Annotated in this window: 21 protein-coding genes; 12 read left to right on the forward strand and 9 right to left on the reverse strand. The window is 56.9% G+C overall.

Annotation, left to right across the window (positions count from 1 at the left end):
- Positions 1-745: 745 nt before the first annotated feature.
- The 7 genes from ACFCXQ_RS14485 to ACFCXQ_RS14515 form a co-directional block, all read right to left on the reverse strand.
- Positions 746-10,675, reverse strand: a complete 9,930-nt coding sequence (locus ACFCXQ_RS14485) for a LysM peptidoglycan-binding domain-containing protein (RefSeq protein ID WP_379551794.1) — start codon at positions 10,673-10,675, stop codon at positions 746-748.
- 144 nt (positions 10,676-10,819) lie between these two features.
- Positions 10,820-11,542 (reverse strand): sigma-70 family RNA polymerase sigma factor, encoded by a 723-nt coding sequence (locus tag ACFCXQ_RS14490; protein WP_379551795.1) that lies wholly within the window; start codon positions 11,540-11,542, stop codon positions 10,820-10,822.
- Positions 11,539-13,641 (reverse strand): flagellar biosynthesis protein FlhA, encoded by a 2,103-nt coding sequence (locus ACFCXQ_RS14495; RefSeq protein ID WP_379554684.1) that lies wholly within the window; start codon positions 13,639-13,641, stop codon positions 11,539-11,541. Before ACFCXQ_RS14495 ends, ACFCXQ_RS14490 begins: the two co-directional genes overlap by 4 nt.
- Before the next feature lie 23 nt (positions 13,642-13,664).
- Entirely contained in the window at positions 13,665-14,567 is a 903-nt protein-coding gene (locus ACFCXQ_RS14500) for a transglycosylase SLT domain-containing protein (RefSeq protein WP_379551797.1), read from the reverse strand.
- Between the two features lie 71 nt (positions 14,568-14,638).
- Positions 14,639-14,974 carry a flagellar protein FlgN gene (locus ACFCXQ_RS14505; RefSeq protein WP_379551798.1) on the reverse strand — a complete coding sequence of 112 codons (336 nt, stop codon included), beginning with the start codon at positions 14,972-14,974 and terminating at the stop codon, positions 14,639-14,641.
- Positions 14,971-15,282 (reverse strand): flagellar biosynthesis anti-sigma factor FlgM, encoded by a 312-nt coding sequence (gene flgM, locus ACFCXQ_RS14510; RefSeq protein WP_379551799.1) that lies wholly within the window; start codon positions 15,280-15,282, stop codon positions 14,971-14,973. Before flgM ends, ACFCXQ_RS14505 begins: the two co-directional genes overlap by 4 nt.
- Positions 15,283-15,380: 98 nt before the next feature.
- On the reverse strand, positions 15,381-15,890 hold the full coding sequence (locus ACFCXQ_RS14515) for a flagella basal body P-ring formation protein FlgA (protein WP_379551800.1): 510 nt from the start codon (positions 15,888-15,890) through the stop codon (positions 15,381-15,383).
- A gap of 237 nt (positions 15,891-16,127) precedes the next feature.
- Here ACFCXQ_RS14515 and ACFCXQ_RS14520 point away from each other — a divergent pair, with 237 nt between their 5' ends.
- A complete protein-coding gene (locus ACFCXQ_RS14520; protein ID WP_379551801.1) occupies positions 16,128-17,216 on the forward strand; it encodes a GGDEF domain-containing protein in 1,089 nt (362 codons plus the stop codon).
- A 20-nt stretch (positions 17,217-17,236) separates the two neighbouring features.
- Here the strand turns inward: ACFCXQ_RS14520 and ACFCXQ_RS14525 are convergent, their stop codons facing one another.
- Together ACFCXQ_RS14525 and ACFCXQ_RS14530 are read right to left on the reverse strand one after the other, a co-directional pair.
- Positions 17,237-17,659, reverse strand: coding sequence for a hypothetical protein (locus tag ACFCXQ_RS14525; protein ID WP_379551802.1), 423 nt, complete (start codon positions 17,657-17,659; stop codon positions 17,237-17,239).
- A complete protein-coding gene (locus tag ACFCXQ_RS14530; protein WP_379551804.1) occupies positions 17,656-18,312 on the reverse strand; it encodes a MotA/TolQ/ExbB proton channel family protein in 657 nt (218 codons plus the stop codon). Before ACFCXQ_RS14530 ends, ACFCXQ_RS14525 begins: the two co-directional genes overlap by 4 nt.
- A 213-nt stretch (positions 18,313-18,525) precedes the next feature.
- Here ACFCXQ_RS14530 and flgB point away from each other — a divergent pair, with 213 nt between their 5' ends.
- Genes flgB through ACFCXQ_RS14585 form a run of 11 tightly spaced genes read left to right on the forward strand, consistent with a single transcriptional unit; the run spans position 18,526 to position 26,411 of the window.
- Positions 18,526-18,873: a flagellar basal body rod protein FlgB gene (gene flgB, locus ACFCXQ_RS14535; RefSeq protein WP_379551805.1), complete on the forward strand. Its 348-nt coding sequence runs from the start codon at positions 18,526-18,528 to the stop codon at positions 18,871-18,873.
- Positions 18,870-19,280, forward strand: coding sequence for a flagellar basal body rod protein FlgC (gene flgC / locus ACFCXQ_RS14540; protein ID WP_379551807.1), 411 nt, complete (start codon positions 18,870-18,872; stop codon positions 19,278-19,280). Before flgB ends, flgC begins: the two co-directional genes overlap by 4 nt.
- 3 nt (positions 19,281-19,283) lie before the next feature.
- Complete coding sequence (locus ACFCXQ_RS14545) at positions 19,284-19,556, forward strand: flagellar hook assembly protein FlgD (RefSeq protein WP_379551809.1); 273 nt, start codon at positions 19,284-19,286, stop codon at positions 19,554-19,556.
- A gap of 39 nt (positions 19,557-19,595) precedes the next feature.
- The gene (locus ACFCXQ_RS14550) at positions 19,596-20,414 is read left to right on the forward strand and encodes a flagellar hook-basal body protein (protein ID WP_379551810.1); all 819 of its coding nucleotides are present in this window, start codon (positions 19,596-19,598) and stop codon (positions 20,412-20,414) included.
- A 5-nt stretch (positions 20,415-20,419) separates the two neighbouring features.
- Entirely contained in the window at positions 20,420-21,163 is a 744-nt protein-coding gene (locus ACFCXQ_RS14555; protein WP_379551811.1) for a flagellar basal body rod protein FlgF, read from the forward strand.
- 32 nt (positions 21,164-21,195) lie between these two features.
- On the forward strand, positions 21,196-21,984 hold the full coding sequence (flgG, locus tag ACFCXQ_RS14560; RefSeq protein WP_379551812.1) for a flagellar basal-body rod protein FlgG: 789 nt from the start codon (positions 21,196-21,198) through the stop codon (positions 21,982-21,984).
- Between the two features lie 8 nt (positions 21,985-21,992).
- Positions 21,993-22,691 (forward strand): flagellar basal body L-ring protein FlgH, encoded by a 699-nt coding sequence (locus ACFCXQ_RS14565; protein ID WP_379551814.1) that lies wholly within the window; start codon positions 21,993-21,995, stop codon positions 22,689-22,691.
- A gap of 14 nt (positions 22,692-22,705) precedes the next feature.
- A complete protein-coding gene (locus ACFCXQ_RS14570; RefSeq protein ID WP_379551816.1) occupies positions 22,706-23,806 on the forward strand; it encodes a flagellar basal body P-ring protein FlgI in 1,101 nt (366 codons plus the stop codon).
- On the forward strand, positions 23,803-24,150 hold the full coding sequence (locus tag ACFCXQ_RS14575) for a rod-binding protein (protein WP_379551818.1): 348 nt from the start codon (positions 23,803-23,805) through the stop codon (positions 24,148-24,150). Before ACFCXQ_RS14570 ends, ACFCXQ_RS14575 begins: the two co-directional genes overlap by 4 nt.
- A gap of 3 nt (positions 24,151-24,153) precedes the next feature.
- On the forward strand, positions 24,154-25,494 hold the full coding sequence (flgK, locus tag ACFCXQ_RS14580; RefSeq protein ID WP_379551820.1) for a flagellar hook-associated protein FlgK: 1,341 nt from the start codon (positions 24,154-24,156) through the stop codon (positions 25,492-25,494).
- Entirely contained in the window at positions 25,491-26,411 is a 921-nt protein-coding gene (locus tag ACFCXQ_RS14585; RefSeq protein WP_379551821.1) for a flagellar biosynthesis protein FlgL, read from the forward strand. Before flgK ends, ACFCXQ_RS14585 begins: the two co-directional genes overlap by 4 nt.
- Positions 26,412-26,429: the final 18 nt, after the last annotated feature.

Below are 26,429 nucleotides of genomic sequence, written 5' to 3' on the forward strand. Positions count from 1 at the left end.
GAGCTAAGCGTTGGGTCTGAGGATCATGATGACATCACAAAAAGGGGCCCTGCCTAGGGAGCCGTGGCGGCGCAAGATAATCAGCCTTAGATAGAATAGGCAGTATGGAGCGGGACATCAGACAGGTGCGGTTCGAAGCTGGATGTAGGCGTGAACTCGTAGCTCCACTACAAACGTGTATCGGTTGCCTGATAGATTTTCAAAAATTTCAATATCATCGAGGAAAAATACCTCAAGCAGCCCCCACTCTCTTATAGGAAGAAAGTTTTTGATATACTAAAATTGATGAAATGAAAATAATGGCCGTAATATAGAATATGATATAAAATTCTTTTATACATTCAACATATGATATTGAACTTTCATCACCCCTAATGCAAACTTCATAAGTGTTTACCCCGACACCTGCTTCGGAATTTGCACTCATCAAACCAAAATATATCCCAAATATCAAAAAGGCACCGCAATTACTCAAAATGGTAACAAAATACGAGCAAATGAATACAATATTTCCACTTCTGCTAGAATTATTTGCATAAGAGAAAATCAATAATGAAATTCCTGAAATTATTGATAGGATATACAATAACACAATTCCACTGTGAACCCCTGGCTCGACACGGTAGGAAAATATTTCAAAAAATTGAAATAATAGGAAAATTGACAACGTGAATATCAGGGGTCTTACGAAGACTGAAATACTCATCATCATTCATTTCACCAGTTCGACTTTTCGTCAGATCGATCAATTATATGGCAGTCCAGTGTAAGGATTTATTAACCCGCTATGACTTGTTCTTACCCATGGCATAGCCATTATTTCTCGGTAGGTCTGCGTTTCGTTAGCCAAGGGAGCTTGAGTGCTGTTGAAGCTGAAGAACGAATTGTGATCTTCTGCCATGATGTTCCATAGCTCATGTAGTTTATGTGGAGACACCTTAGAAGTACCAGATTGTGCACCATAAAACTCGGGAGTCAACCTCCCTCCGGGAGTATCGATTGCCATCAGTATGTCGGGATTGCCGAGAGCATGAAAGATATCGAGCTGGGAGGGCACTGAAGACACACCAAGTTTATTGGGGTGTGTGTGGAAAACCATGACCAACCGATAATCTTCTCCAAATCTGGTGCGGTCCCTTTCAAAATCGACGCGAACTCGGTTGCCCTCGCCAGCGCGGGAGAATATCCTATAGTCAGAAGGCTCGCTAACATTCTGATAGACGAGTACGCTTTCCTCATCATTCGTTTTGGCGGTAGCTGATCGGGCTGCCTCTATCGCACGCATCGCTTCCGGGGAGTTTTTGACGATTCCTTCCCAAATAGGATTACTATCATTGGTGTAATATCCCCATGGATCACTACTACCAAATATTCCGTACGACTTTGCCTCTCGATCTGCCATCAAGAAATCGTGAGGTGTGATGTTTGCTTCGCCTAGGGCAGCATCAGCCTCAACCATCGACAACGCCTCCTCGGCAGTCGCTCCAATAGCCATCAGACGCTCGACTTTCGCTTTGCGGCTAATTTGATGATCAGCATCGGTATGGACAATAGAGCTTTCTGCTGATTTTTCGGCCCGACCACCAACTGTGTCATCCGCTGGCGTATCATCGCTTTGATCGACCGGATTGTCGACAACATCGACCGTCGGGTCTTTGATATGGCCGAGCGCGCGGCCCAATCCATTCCGGAACAATGTCGAGGCGACGCCGGGAAGCTCGGACACCAGGTTCCTGCCGAAGCTGGTACCGGTAAGAGCGGACACTGTAGCTGCACTGGCAATGGCCCCGGCGGCGGTTGAGCCCGCTAGATTGCCAAAGGTCCCTCTACCAGCGGTAACGCCCAAAACGCCCTTGCTTGCCAGTCTATCGCTAGCTCCGCGTGCAACGCCGGCGCTTATGCCTGCAGCTGCAACCCCAGCCCAATTAAACTTATCTTGCAGGCCGGTCGCGACGCCAACACCCTGAGTAATCGCAGCGCTACCTGCCGCCTGAGCTGCCGCGCCTAAAGCGTTCTTAGCCTCGCCAAAGAGGCCATTTACGCCGCCGCCAACTACAGCGCCGATGCCGGCTAGTGCCACGCCTTTCCAGCTAAACTTCGCTTGGATGCCTGTAGCAATGCCAACACCCTGACTAGCGATTGATCCCGCTACGGCGCCGGCTACTCCAGCCCCGATCGCGCCGAGAGCCCCGAGCCCTCCCGTAGTAACAACCGCGCCAGAAGCAAGCGTCGTGGTCGTTGCCCCAAGTCCAGCAAGGCCACCCGAGAATACTGCGCCGAGCGATGCTTTAAACGTTGCTCCAGTGGCAAGCGACGCGACACCCGCAGTGACAATCGTAGCCACAGCAATCGCAACAACCGCCAGCAAGATCGCGCCAAATGCGCCGCATTTCTTCTTGCCTTGGCTGGGCGGTGCGCTGGTGCTCGGTGTCAGGTCACCAATTGCCTCACCCGGGTTGTAAGGCGACAACGACCCGGCATTATGGCTCGACCGCACAACGCCAGTTGGCAGGTTGATCCGCTGCCCTTCGATCAGGGGCACATTGCCGCTGATCCCGTTTAGTTGCGCAATCTTGTACCACAGGTTTGCGTCGCCATAGACCGACTGCGCAATGCTTTGCAGCGTGTCGCCTTTGTTGACGGTATAGCTCCCGCCACCCGCGCCTTGGCTATAACTGTTCAGCGGATCATAGCTTTGCGCGAAGTCGGCATAGCTGCTGCCGATGGTGGCGCCGTTGCGGAACACGCCCGGTGTGGTCGGCCCAGTTGTCTGCCGTTCTTGAATGGATGTGGCGGTCGAAACGTCCGCTGTGCCGTTATTGCCGGTGTAGCCGAGCTGACGCCCGCCAAACCGGTACCACACCTCATGCGGCGCGCCGGTTGAATTGCTGGTGGTGGTTTCATCGCGGCGGATGATCTGTCCCAGCTCATCATTCGTGAACTTGACCGTTTGCGAGTAATAATCGCCAACATTCGCCTGCGTCAGGCGGCCCATGCCATCATAAATGAAGCTGGTGGTATACTGCGTGGATTGCGATGAATTGGGCTTGTGCTTGATCGTCGCCTGCAGCGCCCCATCGCGCCAATAGAACGTGTTGGTGGTCGAAGTGTTTGCAGCCTGGCTGTTATTGTTATTCTTGTAATTGGTGCTGGCCTGGCTGACCACGCTGCCAAGCGCATAGGCCGCACCAACGCCGTAATTATAGCTCGTTACGGACTTGAAGATATCACTGCCACGCTTTGTGTTTGTGGTATCCGAGGTCAGCTGGTTCTTGCTGTTATAGGTCGCGCTCCGACTATAGGCGATGGTCGTGCCATTGGTCTCGTAATCGGTTTGCGTGAGTTGGCGTCCCATCAAATCATAGTTGAAGGTCGAGCGCCGTGTTCCATTGACCGGAGCGGCTGGAATTGTGCCGGTCGGTATGCCGCTGCCTGCGGCGGTTTCAAAGACAGGCGTTCCATGTGATACTTTGATCTCCTTCAACCGGCCACCAAGATCGTAGGTGTAAGCCTCACGGGTCTCGCTGAATGTGCCAGGAAGGTAGCCTGTATATTCGTTGTAACTACCCGCGTTATAATTAGTACGCAGCGTCGCGATCCGTTCGCCCGCTTTGTTATAGAGAATGTCTTTGCCGCCAATGCCGCTCGAATTGCTATTGCCGCGGACAATCTGGCCACCTGAGAGCTCACCGCGATCCGTCACGAGACGGTTCATATTGTCGTAGCGGAACCAATAATCCTTCGTGATATTACCGCCCGCATTGCCATTGGCATCAAGCGCTTTGTAAGTCGCAGTAGTCCGGCGGATGTTGCCGTTGGCATCGTACTTATAGGTGGTGTTCGCCGCCGGCGAGGTCGAAGAACCAGCCTCGGACCAGCTAATGGTCCGGCCAAGCGCATCATAAGTAGCAGTCGCATTTTTCGCGACGATGTTGGTGACATTGTAGGATGCGGGAATCCACTCCGGCTCGCCGGGCGCCCAATAGAACATCTGCGCAGGCGTATAAACCGCCTTCTCATTGCGCAGATGCTCAGTCAGGCGCTGACCCAGCTTGTCGTATGTGTAGCTCGCGGTTTCGCGGGTCCAATTACTATTGGCAGTGCCCGCATTCGCGGTGCCCGTTACGATGCTGCTGTGGAGACCCGTGTTGAAATAATTGAAGGTAGTCGTCAGCCCGCCAACCGCGCTCGTCCTGATCCGTCCAGCGATATCATAAGTGTAGTTGGTGACATGCCCGCCGAGGTCATTCTTCTGTGTGGCGCGGCCGAACAGATCGCTCTTCTCAGTCAGCGTCTTACCATTGGCGTAAGTGGTAACTTCGGTCCAACCCCCGAACGTTCCAGCGCCCGGTGTGCTTAGTGCGGCCGACCAGGTGAATGCGTGTGTGGTCACATCGCCGCCGAAATCCTTCTGCGAGATGATGCGGCCTTGCGTGTCGTAATCGGTCGTCGCGATCTCAGGCGAACCTGCGCTAATAGTGGAGCCGGTATAAGGGTCATAAATTGCCCCGATGATCAGCAGATTGTTCCATTTCTTGATCTGTTGACCAAGGCCGTCATAGGCGAAGTTCTCAACCAGCCCGGCTGCGTGATTGACCTGCGTGACGCGGCCCATCTTGTCGAAGGATTGAGTCGTGGTGCGATTAAGCTGATCGATCATCACGCGCGCATCGCCATGAATATCGAACTTGGTCTGCTTGATGCCGCCATCGGCATAAGTCTCACGAGTGATGAGGGCTTGAGAGCCGCCATACCCTGTCCCGGCGAGCAAAGTTAGCTTAGTGAGATTGCCGGTATTGGCGGTCTTCGCGCCGCCATTGCTCGCATTGCCATTTGCATAAGTACCATTGGAATCGCGCTGCGCGACGAGCCTGCCCGAAGCATCATAGTAATATTCTTCGGTAGGCTTGATCCATTGAGTCGAACCGTTTTCTTTGGTGATCTGAACCGTCGGGTTCACGCTCTTAATCAAGCGCCCCATATTGTTGTAAGTGTATTCGATCTTCGCACCATTGGCGTTGGTCTCCGTCAGGACCTCACCAAAACCACTATACGTGCGCGTCGTTGTCAGATTTTGGGTCGATCCACCAAGCTGCCGACCTTCCTCAACCACTTTGATCGCAGAGTTACGCTTGTCATATTGCGTGTAGGTCGCGTTGACGTCGGCCCGGCTAATGACGCTCTTCGCTTGGTTAAACGTCTTGTTGTTGAGATTGTACCCAGCGCTGGTGATCGCAACGGTTTGATTGCCGTTCTTGTCGTAACCGAAATATTTCCAGACACCATCTCCGCTATTGGTCGCCCAAAGACGGCCTGCTGCGTCGTATTTGTTCTGGGTTTGCGTGACGCCGCCAATCGCAACAGACGCCACATCGCCATGCGCGTTGTAAGTTGTGACGGCGCTGGGGCCATCATTTACCCAGGCGGAGCCATTGTGGATTCTTTGCTGTTTGAGGGTCACTCGTCCGAGAACATCGTATGACGTGGCGACGCCGTCAAATGTCGCGGCATAGGTGCCGTCTGACTTAATCCTCTTGTAATATTCAAGATTCTGCCGACCCGCATTGTCGTACCAGTAGTAGCGAGTGAAGCCTTCCGCATCCGTCATCGTGCGCAGCTTGCCGCCATCGTACGTGTACGTGGTCACACGTCCCGCTGCTTCGCCGCTTTGCCCCGCCGCGACCGTCCGCGTCAAATCGCCAACGCCGTTGTAGAAGTAGTCTACCTCGGGCGTGACAGTGCCGTTATGCGAGGTGAAAGAAGCGCGTTTCTCTTCGGTCAGGCGCCCGCCAGAATCATACTTGTAATTGACTTGATCGCCAGTTGCCTCGGTCTTACGCACCACCTGGCCAAGGCCGTTGTAGAGATAAACGATCGTAGAATGACCGTCATCCTGCTCACCGCTTCCATCGTGGCGAAGCACGTGCAAGCGCCTCTCCGACAATCGATTGCCAACTCGATCGTATGAAAAGTCAGTAATCCGATCGAGGGTGCCATGTGGGCTAACGCCAGGAGGCGTTACGGTGCTTGTGGGGGCTGCCGCCTTGTTCACAAAACGGCGTTCGCGTGTTACGTTACCCTCAGTGTCATAGGTCCAGTCAGTCCGATACCGCTCGCCATCAACCTGCGCTGTCTTGCGACCAGCCTTGTCGTAATAGCTCCATGTCGTGTTGCCGTTGGGATCAGTCAGCTTCACTACATTACCGTTTGCATCGTATTCGTACCGCGTCGTAATCGCGCTTGTCGCAGCAACCCAGCTTGAGCCGTTCCAATAGCCGGTCGTTGCACCGGTGACATTGCTCGTAACCATCCGATTGAGGTTGTCGTAGGTGAAGGTTGTGACGCGCGAGCCGCCCGATGGCACACCGGGCGCCTCTGCCAACGCGCCTCCTCCAGTAGGCAGGCTCACCGCATTGTCATAAACCCTGACCTCGGTGACATTGCTGTTCTTGTCATAGGTGTATTTGGTGTAAGTGCCGACCGCGTTAATCTCGACGACCTTGCGATTGAGATCATCGTAGAAAAAGATCGTCCGACCGCCGCCAGCATCCTTAGTCTCGGAGACGTTTCCACGCGCATCATAGTAGATGTATTCGCGCGGTGTCTTGCCAAGGAAGGTCTGCCCGATTGTCTCAATTAGACGATTGGCGTCATCGTATACATATTGTGTTGTGCGTTGCTCAGAGAGGCCCTGCGCCTCTACCATCGTCAGGCGGTTACCGCGCGCATCGTATGTGTAGGTATTGCGCACCGGAGTTGTAGAAGGAGTGCCTGCGGTATTGTGCGACTGTACCGGCAGCGTCTCTGAGGTAAGCAGACCGCGCTTATCGTAAGCATAAGTGGTCGTTCCGCCAGCAACCTTTGATGTCGTGGCAGATTTAGCGCGCGCGGTGATCCGCTGCCCGAATGCATCATAGGTGTAGGTTTCGAAGTGCCCTTCGGCATCCGTTGATTTGGTGAGCAGCCCACGCTTGTCATATTGAAATTTGGTCAGGGCATCCTTGGCATGTGCAGTGACCGTGGCGATGCTTGTAGTCGACGCAGCGTTATTGGCCTTGTTGTAGTAGCGCCTAACTTCCGCGATCTCGCCAAAGACGTTGTACGTCGTCTTGGTGACATAGTTTTCCGCATCGCGCGTGCGGATCAAGCGTCCCTGATTATCGTAATAATTATAGGTGCTGTTGCCGCGTGGATCGGTGACCTTAACCACCTCACCAAAGGCATTGTATTCGTAGCTGGTAACGCCGCCTTCGGAATTGGTTTCGGTTAAGACGCGGCCAGTCTCGTCATAGGTGAAAGTGCTGTTCTTGCCGTTGGGGTCCTGGACAGTGGTGACGTTACCCAAGCCATCATAGAAGTATCGAGTATCTGCCCTTTCAGGGGTTCCATGGCCTCGTATATCGTAGGTCTTGCGACCGGCACCATCATAGACAAAATATGAGCGACTTCTATCGACGCCACCGCTGCCATCGCCAGCCGTATATCCGGTGTACTCACTGGATAGCAGGCCATTGGCGAACCAGGTCCACACTGTGCGATTGCCTTCGCCATCATAGACGCTGTTGCGGCGACCGGCAGCGTCGTAGGTGTAGCGGACATCAGTCCATGTGCCCGCGCTGTTCGCGAGGCTGTTGATCTGGCCAATGGTGGTGGTATCCGTGGTGGCGACCTTGTTGGACCAGGTTACCTCTCGGTTTAGGCGCTCTTCTTTGTCATAGTCATACCGTTTGACATAGCCTTCGGGATCGACCGTGAAGCGCAGAGCGCCCTGGGCGGTGTACCAGTTGCGGGTGGTTCGCGCGCTCGCTCCTGTGCCGACAACCATTTTGGTAACTTGGCCGCGATTGTCATAGGTATATGTCGTGCGCAGCCCGGCAACATCGGTGCTGTAGGCCACTTGCCCGCGGCTGTTATAGTTGATGGTGCTGGTGCGATCATTAGTCGCGTTCGCAATCGCCGCGACTTTCGACTTCACATTGTCATAAGTGAAATCGCTTGTGCTGATGGCCGCCGCATGGACGACCGTCTTGGTCAGCTTGCCTGCGTTATTGTAAGTGAGGCTGGAAACTTCACCTTGTGTGTTGACGGTATAACGCAATTGCCCCTGTCCATCATAGACGAAGTGGGCATGGCGATTGGCGGATGATGTCGGTGCTGCGCTGCCGCGCAATTGGTTAAATGTGCCCGACGCCCAATACGATGAGCTTGTCTTTTTAGCATAGGCGATCTCTTCGACCTTTTGCCCAGCACGATCATATTTTATTTGTGAGAGATAGCCCTCTCCATCAAGAGCCCCCACGACACGACCCGCGCGATCATAGAAAGTCCGACTTACAGTATCTTTTGCGTGTGCGCTTGGGAGCGTCAGCACCGTCGGCGCGGCGTTCTTAAATGCGGTCAGCTGCGATGAGCTGAGCTTATTGTAATAGCCTATCGTTTTGACGAGGCGATCAGCTTTATCATACTCAAATTTGACGGCGCCCCCTGCGCCGTCAATGGTCTGAATGACCCGACCTTTGGCATCGTAAACATTCCATTCCCAGACATCATAGCCGTGTGATGCTGGGCGAATATTGGCCATCTCTAGCGTATTGTTGGGGTCCGCCAGTGTCGCAAGATTGGCGTCGCTAACCCTGTTAGTGTAGCTTGCGCTGGCGACAACACGCCCCGCCTTATCGTATCGGTATTCAGTGGCATGGCCGTAGTGATTAATGTTAGCTACTTTGCGGCCAAGCTTGTCGTAAAGATAATAGGTTTTGAAACCGGTCTCGTCAGTCTCCATCCGGAGACGGCCCATTTTGTCGTACTTGTAGGTTGATGTGCCCGTAAAGTCATAGCTCCCAGTATTCAGCTGACTAATGAGCTCACCAGCCTTGTTATATGTATTGGTGGAGACGTGCCCGGAGGCAGTCGTGATCACCGTCTTCGTCGCAGAATCCTGAAAAACAAAGCTCGTCGTACCGCCCGCCAGATCGGTCGATGCCGTGACGCGGCCCATTCCATCATAAACAAAGCTCTGTGCGATCTCGCTGCCATCATAAGTCGAGAGCAACTGCCCGGCCTGATCGTAAGTGAAATAGGTCCGGCTATATCCTTCTGCGTTCGACGCGCCCCCAGTAGCGGTCGCATATCCATAATTCCAAATCCGCGCTTTATTACCTCGCGCATCATAAGTATGCCGCGTTATCTGGGTGGAGGTACGATCTCCGAGATCGTCCCGCCAATCATTCATCTGACTTATTGACAGTGTCGCCGAGCCGGTCTGAAAGCCATGCTCTGGATATTCAATCTCATATTCAAGCAAGCCATGCGACGTATACCGATACTCGGTCACGTCGCCTGCACCGCTGATACGATAGCGCAGGTGGTTTTCGCCATCGTAGACGAAGCGTGTGTATTGCCCTCCACTGGCAATCGCCTCTGACGAACCTAAGACCTGCTCCATCGTCAGGTTATTGTTCGCATCGTACCAACGATTAATCCGATTGTTATTCGGATCGATTACCCGCGTGACGAGCCCGCGATGACCCGCGCCGTCGACACGGCTGTCATGATACTCGTAGGTTGTGATTTTACCGTTTTGGTCAGTGACACTCGTTACATTGCCATTGGTGTCGTAAGTGAATCTTACCGTGGTGACCGCATCGCCAGACGAGGCCCCAACGTAATTAACCTGCGTCAGCTGTTTCTTCGCGTCATAATATAAATTGTTGGTGGTACCATCAGGGTGCGTGACAGTGGTCCAACCTGATCCGTAAGCTAGCTGCGTTACCCGCGTGTCGCCGCTCGCGACGGTTTGCGTCAGACGAGTGACGCGCCCCTGACCATCGTATTGTATGGCGATATGGGCGCCATCGGTCTGCCCAATGGTGGCAATCCGCTTGGTGTTGCCGTGATAGCTATAGTTGACAATATAGACATTGCCATCGGCACCGCTGCTGTCATTCGGCGTCAGATCCGTGGTAACGCTTTCAAGGCGATTTTGGCTGTCATAATTGTACCAAGTTCTGGATAGCGTTCCCGTGCTATGGCCAGTTTCGATCCGGCGAACATTGTTGCCTACCCAGTGATACTTCGTCCACTCACCATTGGCAGTCGTGACCTTGTCCAGCTTTGCGCCGGAATAGGTAAAGCTCAGTCCAAAGCCATCGCTGTCCTTCTGGCTGACAATCCGCCAGCTATTAGTACCGTAAGCCGCATAGTTTTCGGTGACTTGGGTTGTGCCATCGGTCCAAACCCACTGGCTGCCGACCTTTTTGATCTGGTCGTACGCGCCGCTTCCGTCAGTCGTCACATAAGCTGAGGCCGCTGCATCCCAAGTATATGTAATGGACGAGCCGTCCCCGCCCTGGCGTTTGATCGTGCTTCCAGTGGCACCCTCACCGCCTGAAAGCCCGAATACACGCCGATGTGTGCTTTGCTGCCACTGATCGCCATTGTCGCCATCACTCAGCTCAGCGAGACTGTTGTAGGTCCGCGAAATCCCGATATCGAGACCGCGCCCTGTGAGGAATTCATCCTGCTGATTGATGAGCAGATTGCCAGTTGCCGCATTGACGGAGATATTCTCCCCCGCGCGGCCAAGCGTCCCGCCACCAATCTGACCTGCACCGCCAAGTATATTGGCTGATCCACGTGTAAACCCTGATCCCAGGCCCGTAAAAATCGCAGTCACAAATGCTACCTCACCAGATAAAATCGACTGACGGGAGGCACACAGATCCCTTCCCGCTTACTAGTCAGTCCGGCGAGGTTTCAGGAAGTTTAGGGCAAGCGCAAAATTGCGCCCCCTCCAAGCGCTGCATGCGCCAAATAGAAATCACACCTCTTCGCTCATCTCGGCTTTCAGTTTCGCGAGTGCTTGCGCACGCAATTGGTGAACGCGCGGCACGCTCACCTCGAGGATTTCGGCAATTTCGGTGAGGTTGAGCTCTTCAACAAAGAACAGCTGCAGCAGCAATTGGAGACGCTTTGGCAGCACCGCCATCGCCGTGATCAGCCGCTCACGATCATCAAGCGCGGCGAGCATTTCAAACGGGTCTGGCTCTTCGCTCGCAAAAGCACCGCTCGTATCATCATAGCTTTCATCAATCGGCGTGATTTGGACAGCAGACGCCTCGATCTGGCGTAGCTCATCAAGAGTGCAGTCCAATCGCGTTGCAATTTCAGGTGCTGTTGGCACGCGCCGCAGCTCGCCCGAAAGTGCCTCGACCGCCACATCATACTCGCGCCGCCGCTTGGCTGCCCCGCGCGTGATCGGCATCGTCTTGCGCACCAGATCAAACATGGCTCCGCGCACCCGCGTTTTGGCATAAGCGGCAAAGCCATCCTCACTCGGGCCGGAATGCCGCCGTGCCGCCTGAGTCAAAGCAATCATGCCTGCTTGGACAAGGTCCTCGACCTCCATCCCGTCTCGCCCGACGCCGTAAATGTGCCACGCAGCGCGCTGCACCATCGGCACAAAACGGCGCACGCGCCCTTCTACCTCCTCCGGCGTTGAATAGGCATCGGCGGCGGCAAAGCCCCCTAGATCGTGCTTCATGCGGCAACCTCTTCAGATGATTTATGGGGCGGCTCCGGCGGCGCGGGTTCAGGCAGCGCGGGCGCGTCGGTTTGCTCGCCAATCACCGCGACCACTTCAATCGACTGACTGGCTGGCAGCTCGGCAATGGAGAGCACCATGGCTTGAGGCACGCGCGTTTTGAGCAAAGCCGCGATTGTCCGGCGCACTGGCGGTTGGACGACAATCGCAACCACCCCGCCCGCATCTTGGGTCAGCTCGCTCGTGCGTGACGCAATCATATTGCCGCATTCCGGCTCTACCAACGGCTGTCCAGTCGCGGGATCAGTCAACCCGCCAAGGATCGCGCCTTCTAACGAGGCATCAAGCGTCGCGACCTTGAGCGGCGCGCCGGGCATTGCGACTTGCCCGACGATCCATGCGCCCAGATCGGCTCTGATATGGTCAATTAGCGGATCGAAATCCTGGGTCTTTTGCAGGCCCAGTGCGAGGCTGGTAAAGACCGGTTTAAGCTGCCCCAGACTTATCCCATCGTTCAATAGCGCGCGGAATATCCGCGTGAGGGCCGCCAGGGAAAGCGGCTCTGGATGGATAGCCTCAACCAATCCGGGCGAGCGTTCTTTTAGCGCATCGAGCAGATCGCGCACTTCCTCGGTGCCGAGCAAATCGGCAGCGCGTGTCAGTAGCAATTGGTTGAGATGGGTGGCGATTACCGTGCTAGGATCGACGGTCAGATATCCCTCTGCAATGGCCATCTCGCGCTCTGCCGCATCAATCCACACCGCGGGGCAACCAAAGCTCGGGTCGCGCGCTTCAATGCCTGCAAGCCGCGCGCCGGAGGCAACCTCGCCGGTATCAATAGCGAGGATTTTCTCCGGGCGGACTTCGTCCGCGCCAAGCAGCACCCCGCCCAGCGTTATCCGGTACGCGTTCGGCGCCAGCTCCAGCTCATCCCGAACGCGAAATTGCGGCAAAACGAAACCGAATGTCCGCGAGAGCTGCTTACGAATGCCCGTAATTCGCGTAATCAGCGGCGAACCCTTGGCCTCATCGACAAAATGGACAAGGCCGTAGCCCAGCTCAAGCGAGACGAGCGTTTGCTCAGTCACTTCCTCCACCCCAAACTGATCAGGCGATTTTGGCTCAACCGCGACCTCTGCGGGTTCAGCAGGTGGCGGGCGGTTGCGCAGCCAATACCACGCGCCAAAGGCAGCCGCGGCAAAAGGAAGAAACAGCGTTTGCGGCATGGCCGGGATCAGCCCAATTGCCAGTAGGACAAGCGCGACGGGGAGCCAGCCTCGCGCATCGGAAAATTGGCCGCCGATCTGTCCAAACAGATCATTCGTGTCCGAAACGCGCGTCACGATCGCGGCGGCCGCAATTGACAACAGGAGCGCGGGAACTTGCGCAACCAGAGCGTCGCCAACTGCTAAAGTAATATAGAATTCCGCCGATTCACCGGCAGTAAGGCCATGCGAGATCATGCCCAGCGCAAACCCGGCGATGACATTCACCGCGAGGATCAGCAGCGCGGCAATCGCATCGCCTTTTACGAACTTCGACGCGCCGTCCATCGCGCCGTAAAAATCAGCCTCGACGGCGACTTCGGCGCGCTTGCTGCGTGCTTCATCCGCGCTCATAAGGCCGGCTGCGATATCGGCATCAATCGCCATCTGCTTGCCCGGCAAGGCATCGAGAACAAAGCGGGCCGAAACCTCCGATACGCGCCCTGCCCCCTTGGTGATAACGACCATATTGATGATCAACAGGATCACAAAAACGAACAGGCCGACGATGAAGTTGCCGCCAACCAAAAACTCACCAAACGCATTGATGACGGCCCCCGCCGCTGCGCCGCCCTCATGCCCATTGACGAGCACGATCCGCGTCGAGGCGACATTGAGCGAGAGCCGCAAAAGCGTTGCGAACAGCAAGACCGTTGGGAAAGAGGAGAAGTCGAGCGGACGGCCGGCGTTAAGCGCCGTGGTTAGAACCGCAATCGACAGCGCGATGTTGAGCACGAAAAACAGATCGAGCAGGATCGTCGGGATCGGCAAGACCATCAGGACGATCAACGCCAAAATACCCGCCGGTAAAGCGAGAGCAGCGGGCGCGGCCATCAGGCGGGAGAGTACGGCGGCGTTCACAGCCCGAACGCTCTCAGCCGCTCATAAGCGCGGCGGGTATGGTCAGAGGCGTTGCTTGTCGCCGTGCCCGCATCAGCCAAGATGTTCTGCTGAAGCAGATCGGACATGGGCGGCTGGGCCGCGGGCGTTGGTCGCGCGGCGATGCTGGGCAAAGATCGAGGTAAGGCGGCAGGTGCAGCCTGCACATTCACGCGCTGCATGGGCATCGCAGGGGTAGCACCAGAAGCTGACCACGCAGGCCCGCCATCAGCCATCGCGCCGTCAATCTTGCCGCGCAGCACGCCCATCACTTCTGCAAAACTGCGCGCGCGCCCGCCCGGCTCCATGAAGATTGCAGGGTTAGCACCCGCAGCCCGGGCAAACTCCGCCGCAGCAGGCGCGTCAGGTCGCTGCTCCAAGGCGGTCAGGAAACGGCCTGCACCGCCAGCGCCCAGAAAATGCGCCGCATATAATTCAGCTGAGTCTGGCGCGCGCCCCAAAACACCCGACAAGGCCGCGTGATTATCCTGCGCCAATGCCCCCGCCATTAGTGAAGCCGCCGCCGGATCATTACGCAGATCCAGAATAGTCTCGCGCATTGCTGTGTCCGCAACACGCGGCGAACCGGCACCGCCGGTAATCTGCGACGCAAAATGCCCGAAGCCATGGGCATCACCGTGGCGGCGCATCACGTCAAGCCAAGTTTTCTCAACGAATTGATACAGTCCGCTAGCCGAGGATGTTTTCGCCTGCGCATCGGCATCAAGCGAGGATTCCACCTTGGCCTGCGCCAGCAAATAACCAAAATCAATTCCGGTTTTCTGCGAGGCTTGCCGGATAGCGCCCTCAACCCGCGATGGTGCGGGGCTGATAGGTGCCGGGTTGGCAATGGTGGTGGGTTGGCTCACTGTGATACTCATGCTGTGATTGGCCCAAAGACCTTCTCAGCAGATGATCAGCAAAAGCTGTGCCAACCCGTTAGTATGAGACCTTACATCGCGCTAGCTTGAGCCAGTTGATAGGTTCCTTTACCCGCACCCAGCGTCTCAAGCCGAGCAGCCACATTCGCCGCTAGCAGGTTTCGCACGCGGCGGTTCACTTCATTGAGGCGGCGGGCTGTCTCCAATAGATCGCGCGTCTCTGTGGGCAGCTCAACATCGGCATAACCCTCAAGCGTATCACATAGGTTCTGCTTGTCGGAGCTCGCGGCGATCAAACCGTCAAGGTCCAGACCGGCAAGCGCTTGCCGCTCAGTTTCCAGAACGGCAATCATTTGCCTGACGCTGCTGCTCAGCGCGTCGCTTTGTGCCATGGTTGAAACACTCATTCTTCATACCCCAGCATCAGGCGCGCCGCGATCATTGCGTCGGCAATCTCGGTTGGAACAATTGGATAGGTGCCATCCTTCAAAGCATTGCGGATTTCATCCACGCGGCTTTGATCAACAGGTACTTCGGCGGTGGCGGCTTTGCTCGCAAGCTCGACCTTCACGCCTTCTTGCGCGGCGGGCTTGCTTGCCCCATTGTCAAGCGCCCCCTTATATCCTGAGGCCGCACCTGAGGTGGTCTGCGAGCCGCTCCCGACGCCGGAAGTCGGCGCAATCGCAGCCAGTTTCTGGACATTTATCGGTGACATTGGTCAATTCCTTTATCTCTACACCATTCAGAACGGCAGGTCGGATATGTTATTAAGGGGGCCAGCAATTATTGGTGTTTTTCCCTGGTCCGGCATTCTCACCCAGCGGGTATGACAACCAACCCGGGACGAGTGATCTTGCCGCGCACTGCGCCTTTTTTGCGGCTGACGCGCACTTTAATCCACTCGCCAATTGCGCCTGGCTCCATCGCTTCGCCCTGTTGCTGAACCGTGAAACCGCGTCCCTCTATAGCGATTGTAACCACTTCACCCCTTAGGACGGAGGGCGGGAGTTTTTCTGAAGGGGCCGCTTGAAGCACGTTGACAAAAATGCGCCAGCGTGAGGGGCCCGCGCAGCTCACTTCAACCGACCGGCGCCCTGTTCCGTACCAATCAAGCGCAAGAGGCTCACCGCAGGCGGCAAGACGTAGCCGCGTATCAACCGGGTTCTTAGCGCCGCCGATCGCGCCAATTTTGTGCCCAACAAAGCTCGCGACCAGACGATCAATCTTCGCTGGATCTTCGAACTGCGCGTCCCGCACGGCTAGCGATGTCGTTGAGCTCGTGAGCAAGGAAGCGCCCAGACAAGCCTGAAACAAATAACGCATGTGTGCACTCCTCAAACAATCTCTTGGCGACGGATCCGCTGGTCCGGTTCGCCTAATGATCAGCAAGGTCTGTGCCAAAAAAAGCGCTTCCGCCTCCGTATTACCCCTGATCGCGTGCTTCCCACTCATTTACTGTGTTCTGCCAGAAACAAAGCTCACGTTGAAAACAACGAACATCATGATCAATGCGCGGCCGACAGTTAGAGCCAGCGCGCCACATGGAGAAAAGCTCGTCTCATGACTTATCAATTTTCGAGCAGAAAAAGGCGTCCGGAAGAAACTCTGCCTGTGTCTTTGGCTGAGCCAGAAAGTACTGCACGCGAAGGACACTGGAACCATGCGGCGAAGCGCGATTTGCTGGAGCAAATCTCAAACTTTCTTCTGCATCATGATTTGCCTCTAGACGCGCGAAACCTATCTTTCGCCCACACCATATTCTCTGGCGATGATCTCTCGCTGACCCGCAAAGTAGTCGATCGTGAGGAGGCGGGTGAAGCGATTTGTCAGCACTGGCTTGAGCAAGTCGCGCAAGAGCACGCCAAAACCAAACGCGATGATCCATCCCTCGAGCGAGTTATCGACCAGATCGAGAGGGCAGTCGTCTCCTTCGCTGATACCACCGCAGCCGCACAAAGTGAGAATGACGAGGCTCAAGACGCAATGCAGAAACATGTTGATGAGGCCAACATCGGAGGGATCAGCGCGGAACAGGTGCTAAAGCTTTCCGGCGCAGTCCTGACCACGCTAAACCGTATCGAGAAAAGCATGCAGCGAAGCCAGGACGAGACCCTGCACCTTCGCGCGCAGCTCGACAAAGCAAGAATAGAGGCCAATTGCGACCACTTGACAGGTCTACCCAATCGCAGGGCGTTTGAGCAAACACTTGAACAATTCCACCGGCAAGCTGTCGCCAATAGCGAGCCGCTGTTTGTGGCGATATGCGACGTCGACAAATTCAAGCGGATCAATGACACCTTCGGTCACGAAGCAGGCGACCGCATGCTGCGCGCAATTGCCGGTGTACTACAACGCTACGCATCGCCCGATTGCTTCGTTGCGCGCCATGGAGGCGAGGAATTTATCATGCTGATCCGCAAGCAAACCGCTCAGGAAGCATTCGACTGCCTCGACCTTGCACGCCGAGAATTGGCAGGTCGCAAATTTGTGGCCCGGCGCAATAAGCAAGCGATCGGCAAAGTCACATTCTCAGCCGGCATTGCTGACGTATTCGCCTCGGAGAATCCTCGCGAAGCGTTAGCTGCGGCGGATGCAGCGCTTTACCGGGCAAAGGACGAGGGGCGCAACCGCATCATTCAGGCTGGTTAGCCTCGGATGTATATTGAGCGTTACTGTGTACGCGGATCTCTGACGGGCATCTCATCATAAGCGAGCGCAGCAAAGATATCGCGCTTGGGACCGGCCTCGATGATAATGCGGGGCTCAAGGCCTGCGCGCTTTGCATCACGCGTCAAGTTTTCGACCTCCTGCCAGACTGATTGTCGTTCGCCCTGCGAGTACCGTGCAAAGATAGTCAAGGTCAGGCGATCATCAGGCTGTTGCTGACGGATCCATTGTCCCAAAGACGTATCCGTGCTGCGGCGGTAAATCGCTTGGGGTGAGGCGAGCTGGGGCTGGACGGCCTGAGGCCGGGCAAGCAACACATCACGGTTGCTGCGCTGGGCCACAAACGCGGCCAGGGTTGTCAGGAACAGGATCAGAGCGATGTCAGCCAGGATGATCTGCCAGCTTGCCGATTGCCGGTTTATCATGCTGCGTCGCTAACGCGTGAGGCAGATGAGGGGCAGGCCGGTTCAAGCTGCTCCACTAGCCATGCGACCAACTTGCTACGCTGGCTGTCTTCAAGGCGGCCGCGGCGCTGAATCGCGCTGGCTAATGGAAGAAACAAAAGATGTCCTAAGATCAAGCCGTAAAAGGTCGAGACGACCGCTTGCGAAACCGAGCTCATCACTGCGCCTTCAGTAATCAAATCAGTACCCGGCAATTGGCTAAGCGCGAGCAAGGTGCCCGCGAGACCCAGAACCGGCGCAAGCTCGCCTGCCTCGTTCAAGGTGGCAACTGCTTGTTCGCGCCGAGCTCGGCGCTGCGCCGAATGGCGATCATGCTCGTCAACCAAAGCATCAATCGATCGGTGATAGACCAGCGCCGCAGTTGCCTCGGTTAGCTCGCGGTCAGAAACGGCTCGCGGCTGTGTTCGGATCACTCCGTCGCGCTGCATCCGGGTGACTTGCGAGCTCAGCTCGGCGCGGGCCTGCGTCATCTCGAAAGGTTTACGCGTCAACTCGGCAATTTGCGCAAACGTCTCGCAACTATCGCGCCATCCACTGCGCGCCAAAGTAGCAGCGCACGTGCCCAGCACCACGAAACTGGCGCTTACTGGATCAATCAAAAGCTCAAAATTCACGTCTGCTCTGCCATCCCGATTATCTACACAATCAAGAACGGCCATTGCGCCAGTTTGTTAAGCGCGGTGAAGACTTGCCGATAGCGCGGCAAAGCTTTGCCGCCCATACCCCGGCATGCAATCACAGTCATTATTTATCAATAGTTTATGACGTTTGGCACGTGGGTTGCTACCAGATGGATCGGAATTGAAACGTCCGGAAGGGAGCAACCCATGAGTGAGAAATTATTCGGCATTCACGGAGCAGCGCTAGAACTGCGTTCTCAGCGGATGGGCATGCTCACGTCAAACATCGCGAACGCCGCGACACCGGGCTATAAAGCGCGCGATATCGACTTTGCCGCCGCGCTCGCCGCGCGCACTGATGGGGCAAGCACACAGCAAGCGCTCGCGCAGCACAGCGCTTACCGTATCCCGACCATGGCCTCGGCTGATGGCAATACTGTTGAGCTTGCAAATGAGCAGCTCGCCTTTGCCGAAAACGCCGTCGCCTATTCCGCCACTCTGTCCTTCGTTCAGGGCAAGGTCGATAAAGTCACCCGCGCGCTCAAAGGTGAATGACCATGAGCGATAGAATGAACCTTTTCACTCTCGCTCAGCGCGGCATGTCAGCCCAGATGGTGCGCATGAATGCCGCCGCCTCCAACCTTGCCAATGCAGGCTCGGTCGCCGGCAGCGAGGCAGAGGCCTACCGGTCCGTCCGTCCAGTATTCCAAGCCCAGCTTGATCAAGCGTCCGGCCTCACATCCGTGCGCGTCACCGGGATGCAGCTGAGCGATGCCGCGCCGATCAAGCGCCATGACCCAAATCACCCGCTCGCCGATGAAAATGGCGATGTCTGGGATGCACCCGTCGATGAGACCGGCGAGATGGTCGAGATCATGGAGAGCGCGCGCCAGTATCAAAATCTCGTCGAAGCGCTGCAAACAGCCAAGCAATTAATGCTCGAAACCTTAAGGAGTAACTGACCCATGACCGATGCAATTTCCAGCACGCTCGCCAATCTCAACGCAGCTGGTACGCGCCAGACCAGCAACAGTTTCAGTACGCTCGACCAGAGCGACTTTCTGCGCCTCTTGACGGTTCAGTTGCAGCAGCAAGACCCGCTTGAGCCGGTCGAGAACAAGGAGATGCTGGCGCAAATGGCGCAGTTCTCTGGCCTCGCCGGAACCAATGAAACCAACGCGCGGCTCGCCGATATGTCGGCTCAATTGCAAGAGTTGATCAACGCTCAGCGCAGCTAATCGCGAACAGGCCTAACCCCCACACGAAGGACTTAATCCATGACTAGCTTTTACACCTCGCTTAACGGACTGCGCAATGCAGAGACCGATCTCGGCGTTGTCGCACACAATATCGCCAACGCAGAAACGACCGGTTTCAAACGCTCCAATGCGCAGTTTGCTGACATCATTTCCAATGGTTCCGCCGCTGACCCTCGCCTCGCGACAGGGATTGGCGCAACCGTTTCCTCGATCAATCAAGACTTTTCCCTTGGCGCGATTGAGCAGACTGGACGAAGTCTCGACTTGGCGGTCGATGGCGACGGCTTTTTCGCCATGCGCAACACGGAAAATAACGAGGTTACCTTCACTCGCAATGGCAGCATCAGAGTGGATGGCGCGGGCAACCTCACCGATTCCACGGCCAATCGCCTACAAGTTTTTGAGACTGATCCTGCGGGCAACCTCATTTCCACCGCTACCACACAAGACGCGCTGGTCCCGCTGACCAATACGGCGGGTGATGATCTGTCTGGTATTGTCGTTGACAATAATGGCGTCATCTTTGCATCCTATGCCGATGGCACCAATGAGGCGGTGGGCCGCGTCGCAGTCGCGAACTTCTTCTCGCCCGATGGCCTACGCGGGATTGGGCAAACCAAATGGGAGGCAACCGGGGTTTCTGGCGCGCCCAATTATACCCCGCCCGGCAATGGCAATGCCGGCAATATCCTATCCGGCTCATTGGAAAGGTCCAATGTCGATCTGGCTGAGGAAATGGTCGCGCTGATCACGGCTCAGCGTAATTTCCAGGCGAATGCGCGGGCCATCGATACCGCCACCCAGATCTCGCAAACCGTGATTAACCTGCGGACCTAAGCGCGATGGACCGGCTGATCTACACAGCGCTTTCGGGCATGAATTCCTCCATGGATAGGCAGCGGGCCGTGGCCAATAATCTGGCCAATGTGTCGACGCCGGGTTTCCGCGCGGAGGAGTTCTCGGTCACGCCTATCACGATCCGCAGTGATACCGGATATGAGGCGCGCTCTATGGCGCAGGGCGCGGTGCGCGGCGCAGACATGACGGGCGGGCAAGTGGAGTTTACCGGCCAACCTCTGGATGTGGCGCTCGTCGGCAACGCCCTGCTCGCGGTGCAATCGCCCGATGGATCAGAGGTCTATACACGCCGCGGCGATCTATCCATCACTGAAACAGGCGTGCTGCAAAATGGCGATGGCTTACCCGTTCTAGGGGAAGCCGGACCCATTACGGTGCCCGCTGGCGCACAAATCTCCATCGCCGATGACGGCACATTGCTGCAAAGCGACCCGGCCGCGCCTGAGGCACCGCCTGCGGAGATTGGACGGCTCAAGCTCACCAATCCAGAGGGCAGCGCCGTATTTAAAGATCTCGATGGCTGGCTGCGTGTACCAGATAACGGCGCTTTACCAGCTGACCCAACCGCACGCCTCGTCAGTGGGTCTCTGGAAGGCTCTAATGTCGATACCGCAACCACTTTGGTCCAAATGATTGAGGCACAGCGCGCCTTTGAACAGCGCACCAAAATCATCTCAACCGCTGAACAACTCGACCAATCGGGCGCGCGCCTGATGAGCCTGCGTTGATCCGAAAAAGCTAAAGGAAGAAGGACACTCCTATGCCTACATCCGCACTTCATGTCGCCCGCACCGGGCTTGAGGCGCAAGACACGCGTATGCGCGTTATTGCCAACAATCTCGCGAATATCGGCACCACTGGATACAAGCGTGACCGCGCTGATTTCCAAACACTGGCCTATCAAGACACCCGTGTTGCGGGGCAGCGCTCCACCAATGAGACCGCTTATGCGGTGGGGCTTAACCTGGGCACTGGCGTCAGCGTTCAGGGCACCAGCCGGATCAACACGCAAGGCACGCTCGCCACAACGGGCAATTCGCTCGATCTGGCACTGGATGGGCCGGGCCTCTTCCAAGTGGAGCTGCCCGGCGGCCAGCAAGGCTACACTCGCGCAGGCAATTTTACCCTCAGCGCAGATGGGCAAATGGTCACATCGCAAGGCTATGCGCTGCAACCTGGAATCCAAGTGCCGCCAGGAGCAAGTTCGTTGGCGATTGCGCCCGATGGCACTGTGTCTGCGACCTTGCCTGGCGACGCCGCACCGGCAGAGCTGGGTCAGTTGACCATCGCGAACTTCCCCAATGCCGCAGGGCTTCAGGCAATTGGCGACAACTTCCTCGTCGAAACCGCTGCCAGCGGCGCGGCGGAGATCGGCCCGGGCGGATTGGATGGGCGCGGCAGCATTCGCCAAGGCATGCTGGAATCCTCCAACGTCAATGTCGTGGAAGAGCTGGTCGAGATGATCGAGGCACAGCGCGCGTACGAGATCAATTCCAAGATGATCAGCTCGGTCGACGAGATGCTCCAAAACGCGAACCAGACATTGTGAGGCCCCGCATGACCTTAACCCGCGCCGCGCTTATCCTTTCTACGCCCTTTCTGCTGGCTGGATGCATGTCCGATGGCGTGCGTCCTATGGCTGGCTTCGCCCCGCCTCCTGTCGCGCCAGTGACTGCGGCTGCTGCTCCCGAAACAACTGCGCCTCATGTGCCCGCCAGCTCAAAAGGCGCGATCCTGCAAGTCTCGCAAGGCTATGCCGCGCTTCACCAAGGGCTTCGGGCGCGCCGCGTGGGCGATATTCTCTCCATCGTACTGGTCGAAAACATCACCAGCACCAAAAGCACATCGTCCCAAACGGGGCGAAGCGGGTCGGCATCCCTTATCCCGCCCATTGCCGGCCCGCTCTCATTTTTGAACCCAAACGCCCTTAATGCTTCGGGAGATTCGTCGTTCAATGGTTCAGGCAATGCTGCCCAGCGCAGTACATTGAACGGGACCATCTCGGTCTCGATCGCAGAAGTGCGGCCGGGCGGCACCGCGCGAGTTGTGGGAGAGAAACATATGGCGCTGAGCCAAGGCAAAGAATTTGTGCAGTTTTCCGGTCTCATCCGGCTTGCCGATGTCGACAGCGACAATCGCGTGATGTCGAGCCAAGTGGCCGATGCCCAAATACTCTATTCCGGCAAAGGCACGATCCAGCGCGCCAGCAAACCTGGCTGGCTATCCGAATTTTTCGCCAAGATTTCACCGTTTTAAGAGGCGCACGAAAGATGATTTCCAAGGTTCTTTTCGCAGTGCTCACCGCGCTCGCCATCCTCACACCGGTCGCCGCATCGGCAGAGCGTGTGCGTGATCTTGGCGCGTTTCAGGGCCTTCGCGCAAACCAATTGACCGGTTACGGCGTGGTGGTCGGCCTTGATGGTACAGGCGATGATAATTTTGAGTATCTGACAGAGGCGATGCGCGGTATTTCCGGTCGTCTGGGTATGCCCTTGCCGCCCGGCATTTCGCCGGGTCTTCGAAACGCCGCCGCTGTCATTATTACCGCAGAATTGCCCGCCTTCTCCAAGCCCGGACAACGGATCGACATCACCGTCTCCACCATGGGGCGCGCCAAATCCCTACGCGGCGGAGCCTTAATTATGACCCCGCTTTATGGCGCGGACGGAGCGGTTTATGCAATTGCACAAGGCAATGTTGCGGTGGGCGGGCTTGGCGTATCAGGCCGCGACGGCTCGCAATTGACGGTCAACGTCCCCACCGTTGGCCGCATCGCTGATGGCGCGACGGTAGAGCGCGCGGTGGCAACCGGCTTCGACCAGCAAGGCAAGCTGCGGTATAATCTGCACCAAGCCGATTTTCTCACCGCCAGCCGCATGCGTGATGCCATCAATGATCAGTTTCCCGGCACAGCCTCGATCATTGACGCAGTAACGCTCGAATTTTCGTTGCCGCTCAGCAATGACGCGCGCTCGGCCATGATGGCTGAGATCGAAATGATCCCCGTAACGCCTGCACCTAAGGCCGCGCGTGTGATCGTGAACAGCCGCACAGGCACGGTGGTGATCAATCAGGCTGTCCGCCTTCAACCCGCCGCGATTAGCCATGGCCGGCTAACCATTCGGATTGATGAAAACCCGCAGATCGTTCAGCCTGAACCCTTCACCGATGGCGTGACAGCGGTTGAGGAAGACACTGAAATCACTGTCGAGCAGCAAGAAAGTAATGTCATCGCCATGCCCGGCGCGGCCTCCCTGTCGGAAATTGTCGATGCGCTTAATATGCTTGGTGTGGGCGCGGCGGATCTTGTGGTCATTCTCGAAGCGCTGAAACAAGCGGGTGCATTGCAAGCGGAAATGGTGATCATATGACACCGCCTGCTCTCCTGCCCACTCCGCCGGTCGGCAGCGCCACGAATGCGCCGTCCGTCCAGAGCGCGCCATCCACCCAGGCCGCGCCTGAGAATGCCGCCGAACGGTCTGATTTGCGCAAGGCAGCGCAGGCTTTCGAGGCCATTTTTCTGCGCCAGATGCTCGCCTCTGCCCGCGCCAGCTCAATTGCCGAACAGACGCCCTTCACCGGCCCCGGCCTCGATCAGTTCACCGCCATGCGCGACGAGCAATTCGCCGAAATCGCCTCGCAAAATGGCGGCCTCGGTCTGGCCGACCAGATCGAGCGTCAGCTCACCTCACTGATGCAGCAAAGCGGAAGGTAAACCATGCCATCGGACCTCATCAATATTGGGCGCAGCGGCGCGCTTGCGGCAAGGGCCGCGCTGGATGTGACCGCGCAAAACATCGCCAATGCGAATAGCGAGGGCTATTCGCGCCGCTCAGTCGCCTTGGCTGAGGTCCGCTCAACCGGCAGCGTCGCCTATTATTCGAGCAGCCAATTATCGGGTGTAAGGGTCGAGGAATTCCGCCGCTCGGATTCGATATTTCTGCAAAATGAGGCGCGCCGCACGGGCAGCGATGCAGCGCGCGCTGATGCTGAACTGGCCGGGCTTCGCAGCGGCGAGCAAGCGCTCGAACAAGCACAGATCTTCCCAGCGATTGTTGGATTTGAAGCCGCCCTTGGCCAGCTGCGCAGCGACCCATTAAACGAGGGCGTACGTGCAGTGGTTCTGGAGAATGGACGCGGGCTCGCCGATAGTTTGCGCATTGCCGACAGCAGCTTAGCGGCCAGCGGGGAACAAATCCGAGGTGAAGCGGCCGCTGGTGTGGACAGGGTCAACACCGCTGCGAGCGAGCTTGCCCGGCTCAATGTTGCACTCGGCAAAACGCAGCCGGGAACAACTGCGCAAATCACCTTGCTAGATCAACGTGATGCGCAGCTCAGCAGGCTTTCCGATGAGGTCGGCATTGCTGTCAGCTATGAGGATAATGGCACGGTCAGCGTGCAATTGGGCAATAATGCTGGGCCTACGCTTGTCCAAAACGCGACTGCTGGCACGCTTGCTTTGACGAATAATCCTGACGGCACAGTCGCCTTCACGCTCGATGGAGCGGCTGCCGATCCGATAACGGGCGGCTTGGCAGGAAAAGCCTCGGCCTTAGTCGAGCAACGCGATTTAGGCGCAGAGCTCGACGGGCTGGCCGCGCAGATCATTACCGCCGTCAATGATGCGCAGGCCAATGGCACCGCGCCTGATGGGACTGCGGGCCAGCCCTTTTTCAGCGGCAGTGATGCGGGCACTATCGGGATTGTGCTGAGCAGCGGCGCGGGCATTGCCACCGCGCCCGCTGGCGCTCTTGCAGACAGCCGCGACACCGGCAATCTTGACGCTTTGCGCGCCTCGTTTGCCACTGGCGGTCCTCCATCCGAAGCCAATCGCATCTTGCTGGAGCTTTCCTCTACCATCAGCTCCCGCACCGTAACGCGCGATGCGCTCGCCACAGTGGCGCAAAGCGCAGACAGCGCACTGGCGCGCGAAACCGCAGTTGATCTCAATGAAGAGGCGACCAATCTCGTCCGCTTCCAGCAAGCTTTTCAGGCATCAGGCCGGATTATTCAGACCGCCAGTGAAATCTTCAACACTGTGCTGGGACTGGGCCGATGATCGAGCCCCTTTCCAGCTCAACCGCCGCATTCTTCCGGCGCTCGCAAACGCAAATGAGCGATCTGCAAGGGCAGGCCGAGCGGCTCCAGCAGCAAATCGCAACAGGTGAACGGCTTGAGCGATCATCTGATGATCCGGTGGCCGCCGCGCGCCTGCGCGATCTGGCACGGCAAGAGCGTTTGGCCGACGTCGATGCAGGCAATTCTAACCTTGTGACCAATGAGCTGCGCGATGCCTCGGCAAATATTGGCGATATTGCCGATGCCCTAATCCGCGTGCGCGAGCTGACGCTGCAAGCCGGCACGGATACCATCCAAGAGCAAGGCCGCATTGCCATCGCAGACGAAATCGATGTCCTGCGGGACAGCATCTTTGCCAATATCAATGCCTCTAGCAGCGCAGGCCGTTCGCTCTTCGGCGGCGAGACAGAGGGCCCCGCATACACTCTCGATGCGGCGGGCAATGCGATCTATGCGGGCAGCGCAAACAGTTCATCCCTGACCATCGCAGACGGTGTCTCGATAGAGCGCGGGGTCACTGGACCTGATGTGCTCAACTTTGACAATCAGGGCACGCCAACCGACGTGCTGGCATTCCTTCAATCCCTCTCGGGCGCGCTGCGCGGCGGGGTCGCTGATCCGGGGGCCTTTGCGCGCGACGCCTTGCCCGGGGTCGAGTCTGCAATTGACACCACGGGCCGCAATCAGGCGGTCATCGGCGCGCGCCTCGCCTGGGTCGATACCGTGGATACATCACAGCAATTGCGCGGCGAGACACGCGCTATCGAGACCGCTGAGGTTGGCGGCACTGATCTCGCCAGCGCGATCAGCCGATTGCAGCAAGTGCTCACTGTGTTGGAGGCCAGCCAAGCCAGCTTCGCCCGCCTTTCCTCACTGACACTCTTCGACCGCATCTGACGCGCGGCGCAACGAAAG

It is taken from the genome of Qipengyuania rhodophyticola (assembly GCF_042493225.1).
Taxonomy (GTDB): Bacteria; Pseudomonadota; Alphaproteobacteria; order Sphingomonadales; family Sphingomonadaceae; genus Erythrobacter.

What these genes read in the sequence shown, in the direction of transcription:
- ACFCXQ_RS14490 (WP_379551795.1), bottom strand. Translation starts at nt 11,542, where the DNA reads ATGAAGCACGATCTAGGGGGCTTTGCCGCCGCCGATGCCTATTCAACG.
- ACFCXQ_RS14500 (WP_379551797.1), bottom strand. Translation starts at nt 14,567, where the DNA reads ATGAGTATCACAGTGAGCCAACCCACCACCATTGCCAACCCGGCACCT.
- ACFCXQ_RS14525 (WP_379551802.1), bottom strand. Translation starts at nt 17,659, where the DNA reads ATGATAAACCGGCAATCGGCAAGCTGGCAGATCATCCTGGCTGACATC.
- flgB (WP_379551805.1), top strand. Translation starts at nt 18,526, where the DNA reads ATGAGTGAGAAATTATTCGGCATTCACGGAGCAGCGCTAGAACTGCGT.
- flgM (WP_379551799.1), bottom strand. Translation starts at nt 15,282, where the DNA reads ATGTCACCGATAAATGTCCAGAAACTGGCTGCGATTGCGCCGACTTCC.
- ACFCXQ_RS14570 (WP_379551816.1), top strand. Translation starts at nt 22,706, where the DNA reads ATGATTTCCAAGGTTCTTTTCGCAGTGCTCACCGCGCTCGCCATCCTC.
- ACFCXQ_RS14545 (WP_379551809.1), top strand. Translation starts at nt 19,284, where the DNA reads ATGACCGATGCAATTTCCAGCACGCTCGCCAATCTCAACGCAGCTGGT.
- flgC (WP_379551807.1), top strand. Translation starts at nt 18,870, where the DNA reads ATGACCATGAGCGATAGAATGAACCTTTTCACTCTCGCTCAGCGCGGC.
- ACFCXQ_RS14505 (WP_379551798.1), bottom strand. Translation starts at nt 14,974, where the DNA reads ATGAGTGTTTCAACCATGGCACAAAGCGACGCGCTGAGCAGCAGCGTC.
- ACFCXQ_RS14575 (WP_379551818.1), top strand. Translation starts at nt 23,803, where the DNA reads ATGACACCGCCTGCTCTCCTGCCCACTCCGCCGGTCGGCAGCGCCACG.
- ACFCXQ_RS14515 (WP_379551800.1), bottom strand. Translation starts at nt 15,890, where the DNA reads ATGCGTTATTTGTTTCAGGCTTGTCTGGGCGCTTCCTTGCTCACGAGC.
- flgG (WP_379551812.1), top strand. Translation starts at nt 21,196, where the DNA reads ATGCCTACATCCGCACTTCATGTCGCCCGCACCGGGCTTGAGGCGCAA.
- flgK (WP_379551820.1), top strand. Translation starts at nt 24,154, where the DNA reads ATGCCATCGGACCTCATCAATATTGGGCGCAGCGGCGCGCTTGCGGCA.
- ACFCXQ_RS14520 (WP_379551801.1), top strand. Translation starts at nt 16,128, where the DNA reads ATGACTTATCAATTTTCGAGCAGAAAAAGGCGTCCGGAAGAAACTCTG.
- ACFCXQ_RS14550 (WP_379551810.1), top strand. Translation starts at nt 19,596, where the DNA reads ATGACTAGCTTTTACACCTCGCTTAACGGACTGCGCAATGCAGAGACC.
- ACFCXQ_RS14585 (WP_379551821.1), top strand. Translation starts at nt 25,491, where the DNA reads ATGATCGAGCCCCTTTCCAGCTCAACCGCCGCATTCTTCCGGCGCTCG.
- ACFCXQ_RS14495 (WP_379554684.1), bottom strand. Translation starts at nt 13,641, where the DNA reads ATGGCCGCGCCCGCTGCTCTCGCTTTACCGGCGGGTATTTTGGCGTTG.
- ACFCXQ_RS14565 (WP_379551814.1), top strand. Translation starts at nt 21,993, where the DNA reads ATGACCTTAACCCGCGCCGCGCTTATCCTTTCTACGCCCTTTCTGCTG.
- ACFCXQ_RS14555 (WP_379551811.1), top strand. Translation starts at nt 20,420, where the DNA reads ATGGACCGGCTGATCTACACAGCGCTTTCGGGCATGAATTCCTCCATG.